This window comes from Geobacillus sp. BK01, from assembly GCF_052220245.1.
GTDB lineage: Bacteria > Bacillota > Bacilli > Bacillales > Anoxybacillaceae > Geobacillus.
On the sequence record NZ_JBQPTH010000018.1, the window covers coordinates 21,521 to 37,882 of the forward strand.

General features: G+C 53.5%; 12 protein-coding genes. 9 read left to right on the top strand and 3 right to left on the bottom strand.

What is annotated here, in order from left to right; translation table 11 throughout:
• Positions 1–21 precede the first annotated feature (21 nt).
• The 7 genes from ACTVDO_RS14190 (at position 22) to ACTVDO_RS14220 (ending at position 6,676) form a co-directional block, all read left to right on the top strand.
• A complete protein-coding gene (locus tag ACTVDO_RS14190; RefSeq protein WP_442901738.1) occupies positions 22–1,374 on the top strand; it encodes a TrkH family potassium uptake protein in 1,353 nt (450 codons plus the stop codon).
• A 17-nt stretch (positions 1,375–1,391) separates the two neighbouring features.
• Positions 1,392–2,267 carry a UTP--glucose-1-phosphate uridylyltransferase GalU gene (gene galU, locus ACTVDO_RS14195; RefSeq protein WP_044744104.1) on the top strand — a complete coding sequence of 292 codons (876 nt, stop codon included), beginning with the start codon at positions 1,392–1,394 and terminating at the stop codon, positions 2,265–2,267.
• A 539-nt stretch (positions 2,268–2,806) separates the two neighbouring features.
• Positions 2,807–4,120, top strand: coding sequence for an AAA family ATPase (locus tag ACTVDO_RS14200; RefSeq protein WP_033009135.1), 1,314 nt, complete (start codon positions 2,807–2,809; stop codon positions 4,118–4,120).
• Positions 4,121–4,122: 2 nt separating this feature from the next.
• Complete coding sequence (locus ACTVDO_RS14205) at positions 4,123–4,554, top strand: hypothetical protein (protein WP_442901739.1); 432 nt, start codon at positions 4,123–4,125, stop codon at positions 4,552–4,554.
• A 22-nt stretch (positions 4,555–4,576) separates the two neighbouring features.
• On the top strand, positions 4,577–4,942 hold the full coding sequence (locus ACTVDO_RS14210; RefSeq protein WP_442901740.1) for a DUF488 domain-containing protein: 366 nt from the start codon (positions 4,577–4,579) through the stop codon (positions 4,940–4,942).
• Positions 4,939–5,427 (top strand): macro domain-containing protein, encoded by a 489-nt coding sequence (locus ACTVDO_RS14215; protein ID WP_020961399.1) that lies wholly within the window; start codon positions 4,939–4,941, stop codon positions 5,425–5,427. The genes ACTVDO_RS14210 and ACTVDO_RS14215 overlap by 4 nt, the downstream gene beginning before the upstream one ends.
• A 277-nt stretch (positions 5,428–5,704) precedes the next feature.
• Positions 5,705–6,676, top strand: coding sequence for an MTP-1 family protein (locus tag ACTVDO_RS14220; protein WP_020961398.1), 972 nt, complete (start codon positions 5,705–5,707; stop codon positions 6,674–6,676).
• Between the two features lie 604 nt (positions 6,677–7,280).
• On the opposite strand, the gene ACTVDO_RS14225 is transcribed toward ACTVDO_RS14220, so the two are convergent.
• Together ACTVDO_RS14225 and ACTVDO_RS14230 are read right to left on the bottom strand one after the other, a co-directional pair.
• Positions 7,281–10,061 carry a DEAD/DEAH box helicase gene (locus ACTVDO_RS14225; RefSeq protein ID WP_442901741.1) on the bottom strand — a complete coding sequence of 927 codons (2,781 nt, stop codon included), beginning with the start codon at positions 10,059–10,061 and terminating at the stop codon, positions 7,281–7,283.
• Positions 10,058–11,677, bottom strand: coding sequence for a hypothetical protein (locus ACTVDO_RS14230; RefSeq protein WP_020961394.1), 1,620 nt, complete (start codon positions 11,675–11,677; stop codon positions 10,058–10,060). The genes ACTVDO_RS14225 and ACTVDO_RS14230 overlap by 4 nt, the downstream gene beginning before the upstream one ends.
• A 207-nt stretch (positions 11,678–11,884) precedes the next feature.
• Between ACTVDO_RS14230 and ACTVDO_RS14235 the strand changes: the two genes are divergently transcribed.
• Positions 11,885–13,201 (top strand): SEC-C domain-containing protein, encoded by a 1,317-nt coding sequence (locus ACTVDO_RS14235; RefSeq protein WP_020961393.1) that lies wholly within the window; start codon positions 11,885–11,887, stop codon positions 13,199–13,201.
• A gap of 67 nt (positions 13,202–13,268) precedes the next feature.
• Here ACTVDO_RS14235 and ACTVDO_RS14240 read toward each other — a convergent pair whose 3' ends face one another.
• Positions 13,269–13,985, bottom strand: coding sequence for a plasmid pRiA4b ORF-3 family protein (locus ACTVDO_RS14240; RefSeq protein ID WP_020961392.1), 717 nt, complete (start codon positions 13,983–13,985; stop codon positions 13,269–13,271).
• 122 nt (positions 13,986–14,107) lie between these two features.
• Here ACTVDO_RS14240 and ACTVDO_RS14245 point away from each other — a divergent pair, with 122 nt between their 5' ends.
• Positions 14,108–16,228 carry a YecA family protein gene (locus ACTVDO_RS14245; RefSeq protein WP_442901742.1) on the top strand — a complete coding sequence of 707 codons (2,121 nt, stop codon included), beginning with the start codon at positions 14,108–14,110 and terminating at the stop codon, positions 16,226–16,228.
• Positions 16,229–16,362: the final 134 nt, after the last annotated feature.

Sequence of the window (16,362 nt, forward strand, 5' to 3'; positions counted from 1 at the left end):
CGGGGCAATGGTGGTGACGGCATGGCAATAAAACGTTCATTATGGTTGAAGCTGTCAACGATTCAGTTGATCATTCTGTTTTATTTAGTGGCGGTCGCGGTGTCGACGGTGCTGTTATGGCTGCCGATTGTGCACCGGCCGGGGGTGGAGCTTCACTGGATTGATGCGCTGTTTACGGCGGCAAGCGCCATTAGCGTGACCGGGTTGACGGTTGTGTCGATTCCGGAGACGTTTAATACGCTCGGCATTGTCGTTTTGATTGTGATGATGCAAGTGGGCGGCGTAGGGTTAATGATGCTTAGTACGTTCATTTGGCTGTTAGTTGGCAAAAAAATCGGGTTTCGTGAGCGGCAGCTGATCATGACGGACCAAAACCGGCTTGCGCTCTCAGGGCTCGTGAAGCTCACGCGGGACATCTTTTTCTTGATTCTGGCTATTGAAGCGGTCGGTGCGCTGATTTTGGGCGTGTATTTTTTGCGGTATTTTCCGACGTGGCCGGAGGCGTTTTTGCAGGCGGTGTTTGCGTCGGTCAGTGCCACGACAAACGCCGGGTTTGACATTACCGGCCAGTCGCTCATCCCGTTTGCCGGCGATTATTTCGTGCAAATCATCCACATCATTCTGATCATTCTAGGGGCGATCGGCTTTCCGGTGCTCATTGAGGTGAAGGAGTTTTTGGTTGCGCGCGACCGAGGGCGCTACCGGTTTTCGCTGTTTACGAAGTTGACGACGGTGACGTTTTTTGCCCTTGTCGTCTTTGGCACGGTGGCCATTTATGCGCTTGAGTGGAGCCATTTTTTCGCTGGAAAGCCGTGGCACCGGTCGCTCTTTTATGCGCTGTTTCAGTCGGTGTCATCGCGCAGCGGCGGGCTGTCGACGATGGATATGAACGAGTTCTCTAATCCGACGTTATTGCTTTTGAGCGCGATGATGTTTATCGGTGCTTCCCCGAGCAGCGTCGGCGGCGGCATCCGGACGACGACGCTGGCGGTGATTTTGTTAACGGTTTGGCATTATGCGAAAGGGCGCTCAGCGGTCAAAGTGTTCGGGCGTGAAATTCATGAGGAAGATATTTTAAAATCGTTTGTCGTCTTTATCGGCGCGCTGTTCCTTTGTTTTGCGGCGGTTCTTGCGCTTTCCGTCTCGGAATCGTCCCTTCCTGTCGTCATGCTTTTGTTTGAAGTATGTTCAGCGTTTGGGACGACCGGGCTGTCGCTCGGCATTACCTCTGAGCTCAGCCCGTTTGGCAAGATGGTGTTGGTGGTCGTTATGTTCATCGGCCGGGTCGGCATCATTTCGTTTTTATGGCTCATCCGCGGCCGGGCGGTGAAAGATAGTTACCATTACCCGAAAGAACGAGTCATTATCGGTTAGAAGAGGAGGAAGGAATCATGAAAAAAGTGCGCAAAGCGATCATTCCCGCGGCCGGGCTCGGGACGCGGTTTTTGCCGGCGACAAAGGCGATGCCAAAGGAGATGCTTCCGATTGTCGATAAGCCGACGATTCAATATATTGTGGAAGAGGCGATGGCATCCGGCATTGAGGACATTATCATCGTCACCGGGAAAGGGAAGCGGGCGATTGAAGACCATTTTGATTATGCATTTGAGCTCGAGCAGCTGCTCAAGCAAAAAGGAAAATTGGACTTGCTTGAGAAAGTAAAAGAGCCATCCAAAGTGGACATCCACTACATTCGCCAAAAAGAGCCGAAAGGGTTAGGGCATGCGGTCTGGTGCGCGCGCAATTTCATCGGGGACGAGCCGTTTGCGGTGTTGTTGGGCGATGATATCGTCCAAGCGGAAAAACCTTGTTTAAAACAGCTCATTGAACAGTATGAACAAACGTTCAGCTCGGTGATCGGCGTCAAGCGCGTGCCGGAGGAAGAGACGCACCGTTACGGGATCATCGACCCGCTCGAGCAGCAAGGCCGCCGCTACCAAGTGCGCCGCTTTGTCGAAAAACCCGCTCCGGGCACAGCGCCGTCGAACCTCGCGATCGTCGGCCGCTACGTGTTGACGCCGGAAATTTTCTTGTTTTTGGAGAAGCAGGAAGTCGGTGCGGGCGGGGAGATTCAGCTGACCGATGCGATCGGGCGGCTGAATGAAATTCAGCGTGTCTTTGCCTACGAGTTTGAAGGAAAACGGTACGATGTCGGGGAGAAGCTCGGCTTTATCGAAACGACGATTGAGTTTGCCTTGCAAAACGAGGAGTTGCGCGCCGATTTGCTTGCGTTTTTGGAGCAGATTGTGGCGAAGGAGAAGCGGTGAGGACAAGCGGCGAACTGGGGGTGCATGCCAAACGCGGCTTGCCAAAAATAGGCGCGCGATCTGCATGAATGGCGAACCGTTTGGTGGCGGGATGTTGGTGATCATCTAGGCTGGACCGCAACATCTGCTTGTACGGTGAACCGTGTGCTCTGACGCATGGCGGCCTTACAAGTCGGAGCAGCACGGAAAAAACGATTGCCCGGCATGTGTTCGTTTTGTGAAATTTTTGTCGAAATGTTCGTGTTGTTCCGTGAAAATGGGACGGTTACAATGAAATTAGAACAAATGTTCTTTGTTGGATTCGTTTCCATATAAAAGGGGAGGGCAGGTGAACTCGGTATGATTCAAGCGTTTGAGGTTGAACATTTCGAAAACATTTGGTGCATTCAATTGGACGAGCTAAAGAGCATCAATTTGTTTAGTGGGAAAAACAATGTTCGGAAAACGACGATTTCAAGTTCTGGGTGTATTTTTTCTCAAGATCATTAACACGCGGGGTGATCATATAGACTGAAAATGGCCGCAAGAGGAGGGTAGGTATGGCTCGCATTCGCATTGAGCATTTTGGGCCAGTGGGGCTGTTTGATGAGGAGATTACCGATGTAACGATTTTGATTGGTCCTCAAGCGAGCGGAAAAAGTACGATTAGCAAACTGATTTTTTTCTTCCGCTCTATTCCGGATGAATGGGTAAATTATTTGCTTTCGTCCCGACAAACGGATGAGCACAGCCCGTTTTTTGAGTTCAATAAATATCTTAGGAGAAAATTTGTCGGCTACTTTGGAACGACAAAACATATGAGACCGTTTCACATTCGTTATGAATATAGTGACGGAAAATTTGTGCGTCTTGACTTAAAAGATGGTTATGTGCAAATCCACTTTAGCGATTCCTTGAAAAAGGGGATTTTAGAGACGTTCAAGCACGTTATTCAGTTGAAAAAAGAGACGCAATATCAAGAGCGGCTGTTGACTGATTTTTGGAATGTCTCATCTTGGAAAGCGCGGCAACAAAGTGTTGTAGAAACAATTAAAACGTCTATTGATGAAGTATTTGGCGATTCGAAAACATCGATCTTCATTCCGGCAGGCAGAAGTTTAGTCGCGACGTTGTCCGATCAGCTGCAAGATATTAACCCACGGCAACTCGATGTCTTGACAGAACAGTTTATCGAACGAATTAACTTGCTAAAGAAGGCGTTTTCGCAATCGTTTGAGGAAATTGTCGAGGATCGGAAAAAATTTTCGACAGAGAAAATTGACTTTGAGGCGATTCGGTTTGCCATTGATATTATTGAGCGGGTGATGAAAGGAAAGTACATGTTCTCTGACCAGGGAGAAAAAATCTTTTTTAATGAAAGAGAGTATACAAAGCTAAAATTTTCATCCTCAGGGCAACAAGAAGTAGTGTGGATTTTGTTGCTTATATTCACGGTTATTTTGGAACGGCGACGAGTGTTTATGGTGATTGAGGAGCCTGAGGCTCACTTGTACCCGAGCGCGCAAAAAGAAATGGTCGCCTTGTTTGCATTATTGCTAAATGCGACGGATAATACGCTAGTGATTACGACTCATAGCCCATATATTTTATCCGCTTTCAATATTTATTTGTACGCGGCCAAGATTGGAGAAAAGCTGGATCGACGCGCCGAGCCGATTGTGGACCGAAAGCTGCGCCTTTCTCCGGAGCGGTTAAAGGCCTACATGCTAGAGAGCGAGGGAGGGAGATTCCGCTACCGAAGCATTATCGATGATGAATTACGGTTAATCCAGGCCGAAGCGATCGATGAAGCATCGTCTGCCATCAACCGTGTTCTGGATGAGCTTATGGAGGCGGAGGAAGAGGGGGAATAAACATGGCGGTTGTAGGTTGGGAAAGTTGTTTACACTATTGCGACCGTCGAAAATTAGCGGTTGTTAAGGAAAAAGGGAGAGAGATTCGTTTTGTCAACAAAGGGGAAAAGAGGGTGGCTTTATACCGTGTAGACGGTTGTTTGATTCAAGAGGGGGTAAAATGCGACTTTTTATTTTTGGTGATCGAAGGGGAGCAGGCATTTTTCATCGAATTAAAAGGGTCTGATCTCGTGGAAGCGGTGCGGCAAATCATGCAGACAGTTGAACAATTAGGCAAGAAGTTGTCTGGATACCGGTTTGAAGGACGAATTATCATGACGCGAGTGAGAACACCTAATGTAAAATCGACCGATAGGATCAAGCTGGAAAAAATGTTGAGGAGAACGGGCGGTTCGTTAGCGGTGAAAGTGAACTGGGACGAGGTAGAGGTGTAAAGGAAAGTAGGGAAACGGACCTGTGTTCCAAACAAAGCAAATTGATATTCCAGCGGAACGGGATGACGGCATCCGCATTCTCGTCGACCGCCTTTGGCCGCGCGGGGTGTTGAAGGCGGAGGCGCGCATTGACCGCTGGATGAAGGATATCGCGCCAAGCCCTGAATTGCGGAAATGGTTTGGCCATCAGCCCGAGCGGTTTGCCGAGTTTGCACGAATGTATGAACAGGAGCTGACGACGGATGCCACGAAGCAAGCGCTCGTGACAGAGCTGCTTTCGCTTTCGGGAACGGTGACGCTGCTGTACGCGGCAAAAGACGAGCGGCATAACCATGCCGTCGTCCTGTTGGAGTTGTTGCGCAAAACCGCTAAGGAGGGGTTCGGATGATTCGGGCCATGGTAGGCGATTTGACGAAGGTCGAAGGAGTCGAGTACATTTGCAATGCCGCCAACGGCATCGGACCGATGGGCGGCGGCGTGGCAGCGGCGATTCGCCGAGCTGGGGGACGTGTGATTGAAGAGGAGGCGATCCGCGTCTGCCAGGCGCAAGATCCAAAGCCTGGTGACTTGTATGTGACGGGGGCAGGCTCGCTCCCGTTTCGCGGGGTGATTCACTTAGTGACGATGAAGCGGCCGGCCGGGGCGACATCGTATGAGATTGTCCGCATGTGTCTTGAACGGCTTGTGGCGTACTGCCGGGAACACGGAATCAAGAAGGTGGCGCTTCCAGCGTTAGGGACAGGCGTCGGGGGGCTTGACAAGGAAAAAGTGGCGCGGCTGTTCCTCGAGGTGCTTGGGCCGGTTGAGGATGTGGAGTTTGTGGTCGTGGATGTTGACCAAGCTTTCATCGATTTTGTCCAACAGCGCCAATAAAGGAAGAAAAAGGGCCTTGACTTCGCTTGGCCCTTCTTTTTTTGGCAACGAATAACGTGTTTCCTTCTTTCTCATATCATATTATAATAGGAGCACACGAAAGAATGAGTTTCATTGACTTCCTGATCCGGCCGACGGGAGGTGGCATCGCCTTTGGTGTCCAAATGACGAAGCCGGTGTGAAAAGGAAGTGAGGGTTTCCTGTTCGAACCGCGACCAGGAAAAACGGCCAAAAATGCCGATGCGGGCGTTTTTGGCGGCATCCGGAGGGATGGATCATGTTATTCTCATTGCCAACATTAAAGACATGCCAAGTGTTAGTGGACGAATTTCGCTCGGCTCCGCAGCCGTTTGAGCCGGAAAAGCTCCGCTTTGCGGGTGTCGGGGACCGGGACGTTTACAATATTTCTGCACCGTTTGAAGATGAAGGTGAATTTGTCATCGCGGGCCGCGTCGAGTCGCGCGACAGCGAGCAGTCGGAAGTGTACTTTTTCGTCGAGCGCGATGGCGTCTGGGTGCCGCGCGAAGGGGCGCCGGTGTTTGCCTTGCAGGACCCGTTTGTGGCGCGCATTCACGGCCAGTTGGTGTTCGGCGGGGTGGAAACGTTTCCGCATCCGGTGTTTGACGGCGAGCTGAGCTGGCGGACCGTCTTTTACCGCGGCCGCAATATCCGCAGTTTGAAAAAGTTCGCCGAAGGGCCGGACGGGATGAAAGACATCCGCCTCGTTGAGCTGAAAGATGGCTCGATCGGCGTGTTCACCCGGCCGCAAGGGGAAAAAGGGGGCCGCGGCAAAATCGGGTTTACCCGCATTTTCTCGCTCGATGAGTTGACGCCGGACGTCATCGAAGCCGCTCCGCTTCTTGACGCCCAATTTACGGATGAGGAATGGGGCGGCGTGAATGAGGCCCATTTGCTTTCCAACGGGTTGGTCGGCGCGCTCGGCCATATCGCCTGCTTTGACGAGCACGGCAATCGCCACTACTATCCGATGGTGTTCGTGTTGAACCCGGAGACGATGGAGCGTTCGGAGTTGGAATTGCTTGCGCTTCGCTCCCACTTTTTGGACGGCCCGGCGAAACGCCCGGACTTGGCGAATGTCGTCTTCAGCGGTGGGCTCATCCGCAAAGGCGACGGCACGGCTGAGCTGTACGCCGGCGTGAGCGATGCAGAAGCGCAAAAAATTTCGCTCATCGATCCGTTTGCGAAATACGAGGCTCAAGAACTTGATCGGATGTATGCTTCCGTTTAGGGAAAAGGACCGGCACGGTCCCACCTTCTCTTGATGAGAAGGGGGCGGCTGGCCTTTTTTCGTTTTGGCCGGTAATGTGCGGTGGTTCCCGAGCGGATGTTCAGATGAAAACGGGAACGGTCCGCTCTGTTCATTTTCCGGGGCTTGAAATCGACATGACGGAATGGTTTCGTTGACAAGAGGACGGCTTGAAAGCGAACAGCGTGGGACGAATCCCACGCTGTTTTCTTGAAAATGCAGGACTGGCGCGTGATTTTCATCCCCGGGTGGAGGGCAAAGCGTGCTGCCCATGGATCTTTCCGTGAAAATGCGCGTGCCTTGATGATTCATGTTCATGCCCGGGTGAAGGGCAAAACGTTGCCCATGAGATGTTTCGATGAACACACGTGCCTGGATGATCCTTTTCATGGCTGGACAAAGAACAACACTTGTTGATGAAGTTTTTTCTGTGTCCAACAGGATGTTCATCGCCTGCGTGATGTCCTTTACGGTTGTTTTTGCCGCTTTTCCCGCTCCTTCATTTTCTCTTCCATCCGTTTCAGCAGCTTTTCCCACGGATTTTCCGGTTTCGTTTTCTTCCGCTTTGGTTTTGCTTCGGGCATGATCAAGCGCCTCCTTTCGCCGCGGCCGATAAGGCGAGCAGGTCGCGCAGTTCATCGTCCGACAGCTCGGTGATCCACGTTTCGCCTTCGGTGATCACATCAGCGAGCGCTTGCTTTTGTTCGAGCATCTCGTCGATTTTTTCTTCGATTGTCCCGACGGTGATCAATTTATGGACGTGGACGAATTTCGTCTGTCCGATGCGGTAGGCGCGGTCGGTCGCCTGGTTTTCCACAGCCGGGTTCCACCAGCGGTCGAAATGGATGACGTGGTTGGCGGCCGTCAAGTTGAGACCGGTGCCGCCCGCCTTGAGCGATAAAAGGAAAATCGGCGCTTTTCGCGCTTGAAACTCCTCGACCATTCGATCGCGTGCTTGTTTCGGGACGCTGCCGTTTAAAAACAGCACCGGCTCGTCAAACAAGTCGGAAAGCAGCTGTTGGATCATCTCGCCCATCCGCACATACTGGGTGAAAATGAGGCATGACTCGTCGTTGGCGCGAATTTGCTCGATGAGTTCGACGAGTTTTTCAAGTTTATGCGACCGCTCGACGAGCTGGCGCGGATGGCGTTCTTTTAAATAAAGCGCCGGATGGTCGCAAATTTGCTTGATGCCGTTGATCATTTGCAAAATCAACCCGCGCCGCGCAAACGGGCTCGCTTCTTTGGCGCGCTCGAGCGTATCGTTGACAAGCTGCTCATACAATGCCGCCTGTTCGGCTGTGAGCGGACAATATTCTTTTTGTTCGAGCTTATCCGGCAAGTTGAGGGCGACTGCTTCGTCCGTTTTCGTCCGCCGCAACAAGAACGGGCGGATGAGCGCTTGCAAGGCCGCTTTTTTGCGGGCATCGCCTTCTTTTTCGATCGGGCCGGCGAAGCGGCGCTCGAACTCGGCCGCGCTGCCGAGATAGCCGGGGTTGAGAAAGTGGAAGATGCTCCAAAGTTCGTTGAGCCGGTTTTCGACAGGCGTGCCGGATAAGGCGATTTTATGCGTTCCGCGCAGGCGGCGGATGGCGCGCGCCTGTTTCGTTTGCGCATTTTTGATGTTTTGCGCTTCATCAAGACAAATCGCATGCCAGTCAAGCTGTTTTAAATCGTCGTAGTCCAAATGGGCCAAGCTGTAAGAGGTAATGACCAAGTCGGCTTCGCCCGCTGTTTTGATGAACTCGTCGTGTTTCGCCCGGTTTGGCCCATGGTGCACGTAGATGCGCAAGTCTGGGGTGAAGCGGGCGCATTCTTTTTGCCAGTTGCCGATCACGCTGGTCGGGCAAATGAGCAACGCCGGCGTGTCCGAGCGCTCGGTTTCTTTGACGTGCGCCAAATAAGCGAGCAGCTGCACCGTTTTGCCAAGCCCCATGTCATCGGCCAGACAGGCGCCAAAGCCAAAGCGGCGCAAAAAGGCGAGCCAGTCGACGCCGCGCTGCTGGTACGGGCGGAGTGTGCCGCGAAACGACGGCGGCACATTCGCTTTCGGCAATCCATCCAGCTGCTGGAGCTGGCGGATGAACGCGCGGAACTGATCATGGACGTCAATGTGGATCGGGATCGATTCGTCCGTTGCCTCTTCGCGCTCCTCTGCTTCTGAAAGCAGCGTTTGCGCCACGATATCGTGGATCGGCACGCCTTCTTTTTTCGCCTTTTCCATGAGCGCCTGCGCGCGGCGGACAAGGGCGGGGTCAAGGATGAGCCATTGGCCGCGCAGGCGGATGAGGCGCCGTTTTTGTTCCGCCAAAGCGGCAAATTCCTCTTCCGTCAGCTCAACGCCGTTGGTCGCGACGCGCCAATCGAAATCAGCGAGCCGTTCAAGGCCAAACAGCGATTCGGCCGTGACAGACGGGGACAGCTTCGCTTTGACCGACAGCTGCGCCTGGCGGATGTCGTGCCACCAATCAGGCAATAAGAGACGCACGCCCGCTTCGGTGAGCTTTAAGCTGTCTTCGGACAAAAAACGCCACGCTTCTTCATTAGACAGTTCCGTCCGCAGACCCTCCCCGGCGTCAAGCCACGGCACGATCGCGCAAATGCGGCGAATGGCGCGCTGGATCGATGATTCATATGGGCGCCAGGCGCGCGGAATATCACGGGCAGAGGCGATGACGCTGTCGTCGATGGCGATGAACACCGCTTCCAGCGTCCATGGGCCGCCGTCCTCGGGCGGTTCCGTGAGGCGCAGCCCGACCATAAACGGCGGACGTTCGCCGAGCCAACCGATTTGTTCGAGCCAGTCGTCTTCCGCTCCGGCCCATTGGCCGCCGCGGGCTAAGATGGCCGGATGGGCGTCGACGATTTCTTGCCAAATGCCGCGCAGTTCCGGATCGCGCGACAGCCAGTCGGCGATTGCGAGCGACCGCCATGCCGCAACAAGCGGGTGCGGATCGTCTTTGAGCCCGCGCCAACGCGTCCGTTCGGCTTCGGCCCATTCAGACGGCTGTCCTTGTTTCCACGCTGAGAAATCGGGGCGGAAGCGGCGCGCGCGCACATCGTCGATGATTTGCTTCGCCCATGTTTCAAGCTGGGCGGTGAACTCATCTCCCCACTTGATGGAAAGAAAACGGTTGGACGGGCGCCAGGCGAAAAACGTGAGCGCCTGCCACGGGGATAGCCGCACCGCTTCGCGTCCGTGGACGGTCGCGACGTCAAGCAAGGCGCCGTAAAACGTTTCTTCATGCCAGGCGAACACGAGCGGCGCCCAGCTCGAAACACGGTCCGGGCCGCTGAGCCAGAAGCATCGTCCTTCTTCGCTCCACTCACATGAAAGGGTGATCGTCTGCAACGCTTGTTCCATCATGGAAGCAATTTTCCTTTCTCCAGTTCTTCATGAAACGCCCGCATGCGCGCTGTTTTGGCCAGCAGCTGTTCAAGATACATCTGCCATTCGTTCATTCGTTTCAACGATCGGTAGCACGCACGCAATTTTTTTAAATATTGCACGGCGACGCGATAGCTTGCGCGGTTTTTCGCCTCGACAAAACGCATGACCGCTCGGTGATACAATGGCAAGACGAGCGCCGGGTTTTGTTTTTGCAGCATGGCGAGAAATGTTGGATCAATGTCATGGGCGGTGGCGTCCACCCATAAGTATAAGTCGACTACATCATGGTAGCGCCTTTGGCCGAGCAGCCAATGAACGTAGCGGTTCGCGCTGTATGGGAAGCATGCGGACAACAGCTTCTCATAGTCGTCCCATTTGTTGTGTTGGCGAGCGTATGATTCGTACAGCCGACCGATTTCGTTGACAAACGGCGACCGCTCCATCTCTGGAAGAGCGGATATGTAGAAGGCAAGCTCTTGCTTCCCTTTCGCCCAAAACGATGCGAAACGTTCCGGCAGGTGCGAGGACGCGAAACGTTCCATCCAATCGATAAAAAACGGAGCCGCTTCCTTGGGATGTTGGCGGTAGATGGCGAGCGCTTCGTCATCTTCGCCGAGTAAAAAGGCGAGATGGGCGGCAGCTAGCAACAGAGTGGTTGACTGTTTTTCCGTTGCCAGGCGGATCAGCGTTTCTTTCTCTTGCCGGCGCTGCGCTTCTTTCGTGAACAGCAGCTCCCAAGCGGTTGTGTATAGGCTATAGACGAGTGAAGGGGACGCCTTTCCCCACCGCAGCAACAACTCCCGTACATACGGGATCGTCTGTTCAATGAGCGCTTCAACAGACGGGGGCGGCGGTTCGGACGGAAACTGCTCCAACGCTTCGAACCATTCGTCGGCGATATAGTCGACGTCCTGCTGCCACGAAAACTCGTCGTATGATCCAAACAACAGCCCTTGGCCCCAACCGCGTTCGCGTCCGTATTCAAACAGATGGTCAAGCAGAAACAAGGCCGCATGAAAGCGGTGCAACGAACGAACAGCGCCGTGTTTCGGGCTGTTTTTGACGAGTTTTGGAAACAGTTGATGGGACAAGCGGTACGGCCAATCATTGCGGCGGCGGTGGCGGGCGCTCCATTCGTCCAATAGGTCGGCGAACTGCTTCCGCCATTGGGCGACCGATTCCGCCGGTTCCGCTGTGCGTGTTTCAGGCGGCTTTTTGCGCGAAGCCGCTTTCCGGGTTGGGGTTTGTCCGCCTTGTTTCCATTGCCGCAACAACTCGCCATTGTCAAATACGTTGCCGTACACGTAAAAGAACAGCGCCAATACGTGCGGGCAAAGATCTTCCGCCTCGCATGGGCAGCTGTGGAGGGAGATGTCCGATAAATCAAGCGTCACGTCATGAATCGCGGTGTCGCCGATGACTTTTCCTTCGATAAAATCGCTGTCCATGACCATGACGTTGTACACAAACCCTTGCCGCGACAACTCTCGCCCTTTTTGGATGACATGTTGGAAGAGAGAAAACGGCCATTCCCGCTGCAAGTCGGCAGCGGCTTTTTGCAATAGAGGTTTTGAGATTGCGGTCTGCAACATACCGGTCCGTCCTTTCCGTCCATTGTGCATCATGGGTTCCCGAAGAAAGCCCCCGTTTTCCGTTCACTCTTTATATCTACCTATTATAGCATGGCGGATTGTATCGTTGCTATGTCTGTTTGGTGTGGGATTTATTCCTGCTTTTCTCTCTGCTATGATACAATGAAAATAACGGCAAGGCCGAATCAAAGGAAAGTGGGTGGCGATATGACGGTGTCGCGGAATGCCCTTTGTCCGTGCGGCAGCGGCAAAAAGTACAAGCATTGTTGCGGAAAGCAAGAGGCGGTATCGATTGCATCCATCATTGAGCGCGAGCTGGTCGAATGCATGCAGGATGTGGTCTTGTTTGCGTCGGAGCGATACGAGGACGTGTTGGTGGAAGCGATGGCGGAATGCCCGTTGCAGTGGTTTCCGGAAGAGTTAGAGGCGGGCGCTCATTTATTGTTGACGGATTGGGCTGTTTTTTGCCGGCCGGTGGATGAGAAAGGGACCACGATCTTTTCGGCGTACATGCAAGACCGGCGCCGCAATCGTTGGCGGCCGGCGGTGCAAGCGCATTTGGAGCGGTGGACGGAGGGGGTTCCGTCGTTTGGCGAGATCATCCGTTTCGAGGAAGAGCGGCGTCTCATGGTGCGCGATCTTGTGAGCAGGGAAGAACAACGCGTCCATTTTTTAACGTCGGAGGCCGTGCCGCCGGCTGAAGAAGGGGACGTTTTGCTTGGCTTCCTCCTTCCATACGGGGAAGAGTTTACGTACTTTATAGCCGCTCTGCCGTTTCCAAAGAGCGGAAGAGCACGGCTCGCCCATGCGATCGAGGCGGAGAGAAAACGAAGCGGGAAAGCGGCAGACGCGTTTTGGCGAACATCGTTTCCAGAAGCGCTCGATCTAGCCCTTAACGAATGGCTATGGCAGCTGTCGGCCGAACTGGAATGGAATCATCCTGACGAAGAGGCAGTCCTTCACGAGCTGAAGCGGAGAGAAGAAAAGACATCGCCCCGGGTGCTTAGCCATGCGGCGTTCTTTTGGCGCATGTATTGCGAACAAGATGAACCGGTCATCGATGACCCAATCGTGTATGCAGCCGCGCTTCGCCATGTTGCCGGCCAGATGGCGGAAGAGGAGTTCATGGATGTAGAGAAAGCGGCCGCACGCTACGGAGTGTCTGTCGAGGAAGTCGAATCCACTTCCGTGGAATTTGTCTTGTTCGCGATGGAGATGCTTGATCACGATGAGGATGGCGAGTGGGATGAAGATGATGAGGAATGGCTTGATGATGAGTGGGATTTCGAAGAGGACATGATAGACGGCGATGAGTTGGATGCCGCGATTGACGAGTGGCTTGACGAAGTCGAAGAGCTGTTTGATGACGAAGGCTGGGACACCGATCAAGTCCGCCGCTTGATTGACAAGGCGATGCGAACATGGAAAAAGGACGGTTTGCTTGAAGGGGTTGACGAAGCCGAACTTCGTGAAGAACTCGAGGAGCTCGTCTGGCAAACATTTGCGGGGTGGGGGTTTTGTTAAGAACATACAGCGCATCCATGGGAGAAGGTGCCCAGCCGTTGTTTTGGGCGTCTTCTCCCCCCCTTTGCTACAGATGGATGTAGGATAACCGCTTGTTCACCTCCTCGATGTTAAACGCATCGGGATCAAAATCTTCGCCTTTCATGTCATACATCCAGTCAAGTCGTTCAAGCAGTTCCGGATCCGTAAGGGAGTCTTGGTTTGCCGCTGATTCGAGCAGCTCCAAATAACCATAGACGCCGCCGCAATCCTCGGGAGGGCATGCCCGTTTCCCTTTCAGGCAAGTGGCGCGTTCCAGCGGTTTGGGGAGTGTTTCAATCTTTTCGACGGTGATGGTATGGCGCCAGTAGTCGCCAAAATCGTAAATGTACAGAAACTTTTGTTTTTCTTCCGTCAGCCATTGCTGCAATTGAATGCGGCGGGCGTCCAACCGCTCTTTCCCAAAGTGGAACGAGTCCCAATCGTCCGGGATGCTTACAAGCACGTTTCTGAGATCGAACTCGTATAAATGAGCTTGTTCCCAACCCATCGCTTCTTGGATGATGAGATGAAGATCGTGAAATGTTGCATGTCCGGGAACAAGGACGCGCCGCCAAATCGGCGGACGGATGCCGTTTAAGGATATTTTTAACTGATAGGCGGTTTTGGAGCGGCGCGGTTTCTTTGATGTCGTGCTTTTGCTTTTTGGTGTTTCCGTCCATCGACCGTGCGGATGGGAAGTTTTCGTTGAATTAAGCCTCGTCATCAATTCGTCGATCAAGTCGATGAGTCTTTTCTCTTCCATGAATATCGTCCCCTTTTTTAGGATTGTTTTTGTATACTTATAGTTTAACCTGTTTCTAAAAGAATCAAAATAATAATGGTGATAGAAATTAGAAAACGAAATTGATTCAAGGAGGGAACCGTATGTCGGTCGGCCGAAACGACCCGTGTCCGTGTGGGAGCGGAAAAAAGTATAAAAAATGCTGCATGAACAAAGCGATGGAGGAAGAGGCGAAAAGGGCGCGGCAACGTCGGTTTTTTGAACAGAAGTATGAGCTGTCGCAACAAGTGCACTGTTTCTTAGACGAGGCGCTCTCCTACGCCGAACAACGGGCGATAAAGCACGCGTTCCGTCAGGCCATTCGGGAAATGAAACACAGTGAGATGCTTGAGCCGCTTGAAACGCTTTGGTACTTGTTCGTTCACCGTTTCCCAAACGGGATGCGCGGCGTTGAATGGTTTCGGCGCGAGAAAGGACGCCGTTTATCTTCGGAATTGCAAAACATGCTTGACCGGTGGGTTCAGCTTGTTCCGCGCCTCGTTCAGTTTGTGGACCGCGGTGAAGACGGGGGGACAGCGGTCGACCGATTGACGGGGGAAACGTTGTTTCTGCCATTTAGCGAGACGATGCCGGATGTAGTGCCTTGGGGCGGCATGTTTGCGTTTCTCGAGCCGTTTGACGGCGGTCATTATATCCAAGGGGCTGCCTCCATCGTTGGGCCGGACGGAGTGAAGAAGGCCGAGGAACGAATGCGTTCTCTCCTTCAAGAGACGAACATGCCGTACGAAGAGTTGGCATTTTCCCGTTTTCTTGATATTGTCGACGCGTGTCACAGTGCTTCTTCATTACAGGAGCGCGGGACGGAAGCAGTTGAACAATGGACGGTCGTCTACGACATGCCTGATGCGCGCAACGTCCTCCGTCAGCTGGAACGACATGGAATCGTGATCGTGGATGAGGAAACGGACGAAGCCGTCAAAGGTTCACTGCGCGGTGTGACGTATGAATATTGCGATGATCTTGCCTCCGGCCCGATTTATCTGAACGAACTAGCTGGCTTTGTAGACGGGCAGGGGCGGACGATGACGCTCTCCACCTTTGATGCGGACGCCGAACGAGTGCTGACAGAGGCGCTTAAAGCTATGGGGATGCGGGCCAACGTGGTGTCGCGCTCTGTAAAGACGCACCTTGTTCCCAAAGGGGTGAAGCTGCTGTCCTACCATGTCGAGTTGCCGCCGGGTGAGCCGTCATATATGGCGCTCGTTGCCAACAGTGCGGTGATGTTAGAGCAGACGCTGCATGTGCCGCGTGAGGAATGGGGAGGACGATCCGTCCACGAATTGGCCATGAACGGCGAGCAGGAAACAGTGGAGCAATGGCTGCGCACGTATGAGTATCATACGTTCGAGCGCCTTCGCCAAGAAGGCAGTCCGGTGATGGTCGATACGAACAGCCTCCGTTCCCGCTACGGTTTGCCGCTCTCGCCATTTGTGACGCCTAAGGTCAAGCGGACAACGTCTGTTCAAGTGTTGCAACGGCTCGATGAGGGCGGATATTTTGCCATGCCGGCGGAATGGAAAGCGCGCTTTTTCGGCGCCGATCTCGTCCGTTTTTACCAAGAAAAAACGGAAGGAAAATCGGAGGCGACGAAAGCGAAATACCGTCTCGGTGTGACAGCGGTCGGCCATTATTTGCAGACGACGCCACTGTCATCGTGGAATGAGTTGGAATCGCGCCATTGGCAGCAATGTTTGGCCTTTCACTACGTCATGTTTTCTCCTGACATAAGCGTCAATCAGGCGAAACAAGTGTTAAGCGCCGTTCAGGCGCTTGCGAAATGGTTGGACGGCCGCTATCGGACAAGCCATGCCCGGGTCGTGCGCCAACTCGTGACGGAATTGCAGGAGCCGTTGTTGAAAGCGGTTCGCCTTCTTCGGCTGTATCATCGGCCTGATTTGCCCATGGAGATTGCCGATATTGCTTGGAAACATATGGTGGAAAGCAAAGAAGAGTACCGGACGGGGACATTTCGGGTAGGGAACGTTGGCCGGGAAGAGGCCATCATTCACTCGTTGGAGACGGGCGAACAGTTTCGTTGGCGCTTGACGCCGTCGGTGAAATCGTATGTCGAGCCCGGTATGTGCTTAGAAGCTGCATTCACCCAAGACGGCGCATTGGCGGCCGCCCAACGTGTATACCCGCCGCAAGCCGCCCCTTATATAGAAGCGTTCGTTCAGTTTGATCGGTCATCCGTTAAAGTGTAGGGGCGAGGAGGATGTCTCATCGCGAGACATCCTCTTAATTTTATGTGAATGAAAGCAGGAAGCAGCCGGGTGATGGCGCTGATTGGGGCATCGGATATGGGCGGGGAATGCGGGCAAACGTCGTTTGTGACGGC

Bases quoted from the DNA above. Each gene is read 5' to 3' on its own strand.
- ACTVDO_RS14190 (WP_442901738.1), top strand. From the start codon at position 22: ATGGCAATAAAACGTTCATTATGGTTGAAGCTGTCAACGATTCAGTTG.
- ACTVDO_RS14235 (WP_020961393.1), top strand. From the start codon at position 11,885: ATGACGGTGTCGCGGAATGCCCTTTGTCCGTGCGGCAGCGGCAAAAAG.
- ACTVDO_RS14245 (WP_442901742.1), top strand. From the start codon at position 14,108: ATGTCGGTCGGCCGAAACGACCCGTGTCCGTGTGGGAGCGGAAAAAAG.
- ACTVDO_RS14225 (WP_442901741.1), bottom strand. From the start codon at position 10,061: ATGATGGAACAAGCGTTGCAGACGATCACCCTTTCATGTGAGTGGAGC.
- ACTVDO_RS14220 (WP_020961398.1), top strand. From the start codon at position 5,705: ATGTTATTCTCATTGCCAACATTAAAGACATGCCAAGTGTTAGTGGAC.
- ACTVDO_RS14240 (WP_020961392.1), bottom strand. From the start codon at position 13,985: ATGGAAGAGAAAAGACTCATCGACTTGATCGACGAATTGATGACGAGG.
- ACTVDO_RS14215 (WP_020961399.1), top strand. From the start codon at position 4,939: ATGATTCGGGCCATGGTAGGCGATTTGACGAAGGTCGAAGGAGTCGAG.
- ACTVDO_RS14230 (WP_020961394.1), bottom strand. From the start codon at position 11,677: ATGTTGCAGACCGCAATCTCAAAACCTCTATTGCAAAAAGCCGCTGCC.
- galU (WP_044744104.1), top strand. From the start codon at position 1,392: ATGAAAAAAGTGCGCAAAGCGATCATTCCCGCGGCCGGGCTCGGGACG.
- ACTVDO_RS14205 (WP_442901739.1), top strand. From the start codon at position 4,123: ATGGCGGTTGTAGGTTGGGAAAGTTGTTTACACTATTGCGACCGTCGA.
- ACTVDO_RS14200 (WP_033009135.1), top strand. From the start codon at position 2,807: ATGGCTCGCATTCGCATTGAGCATTTTGGGCCAGTGGGGCTGTTTGAT.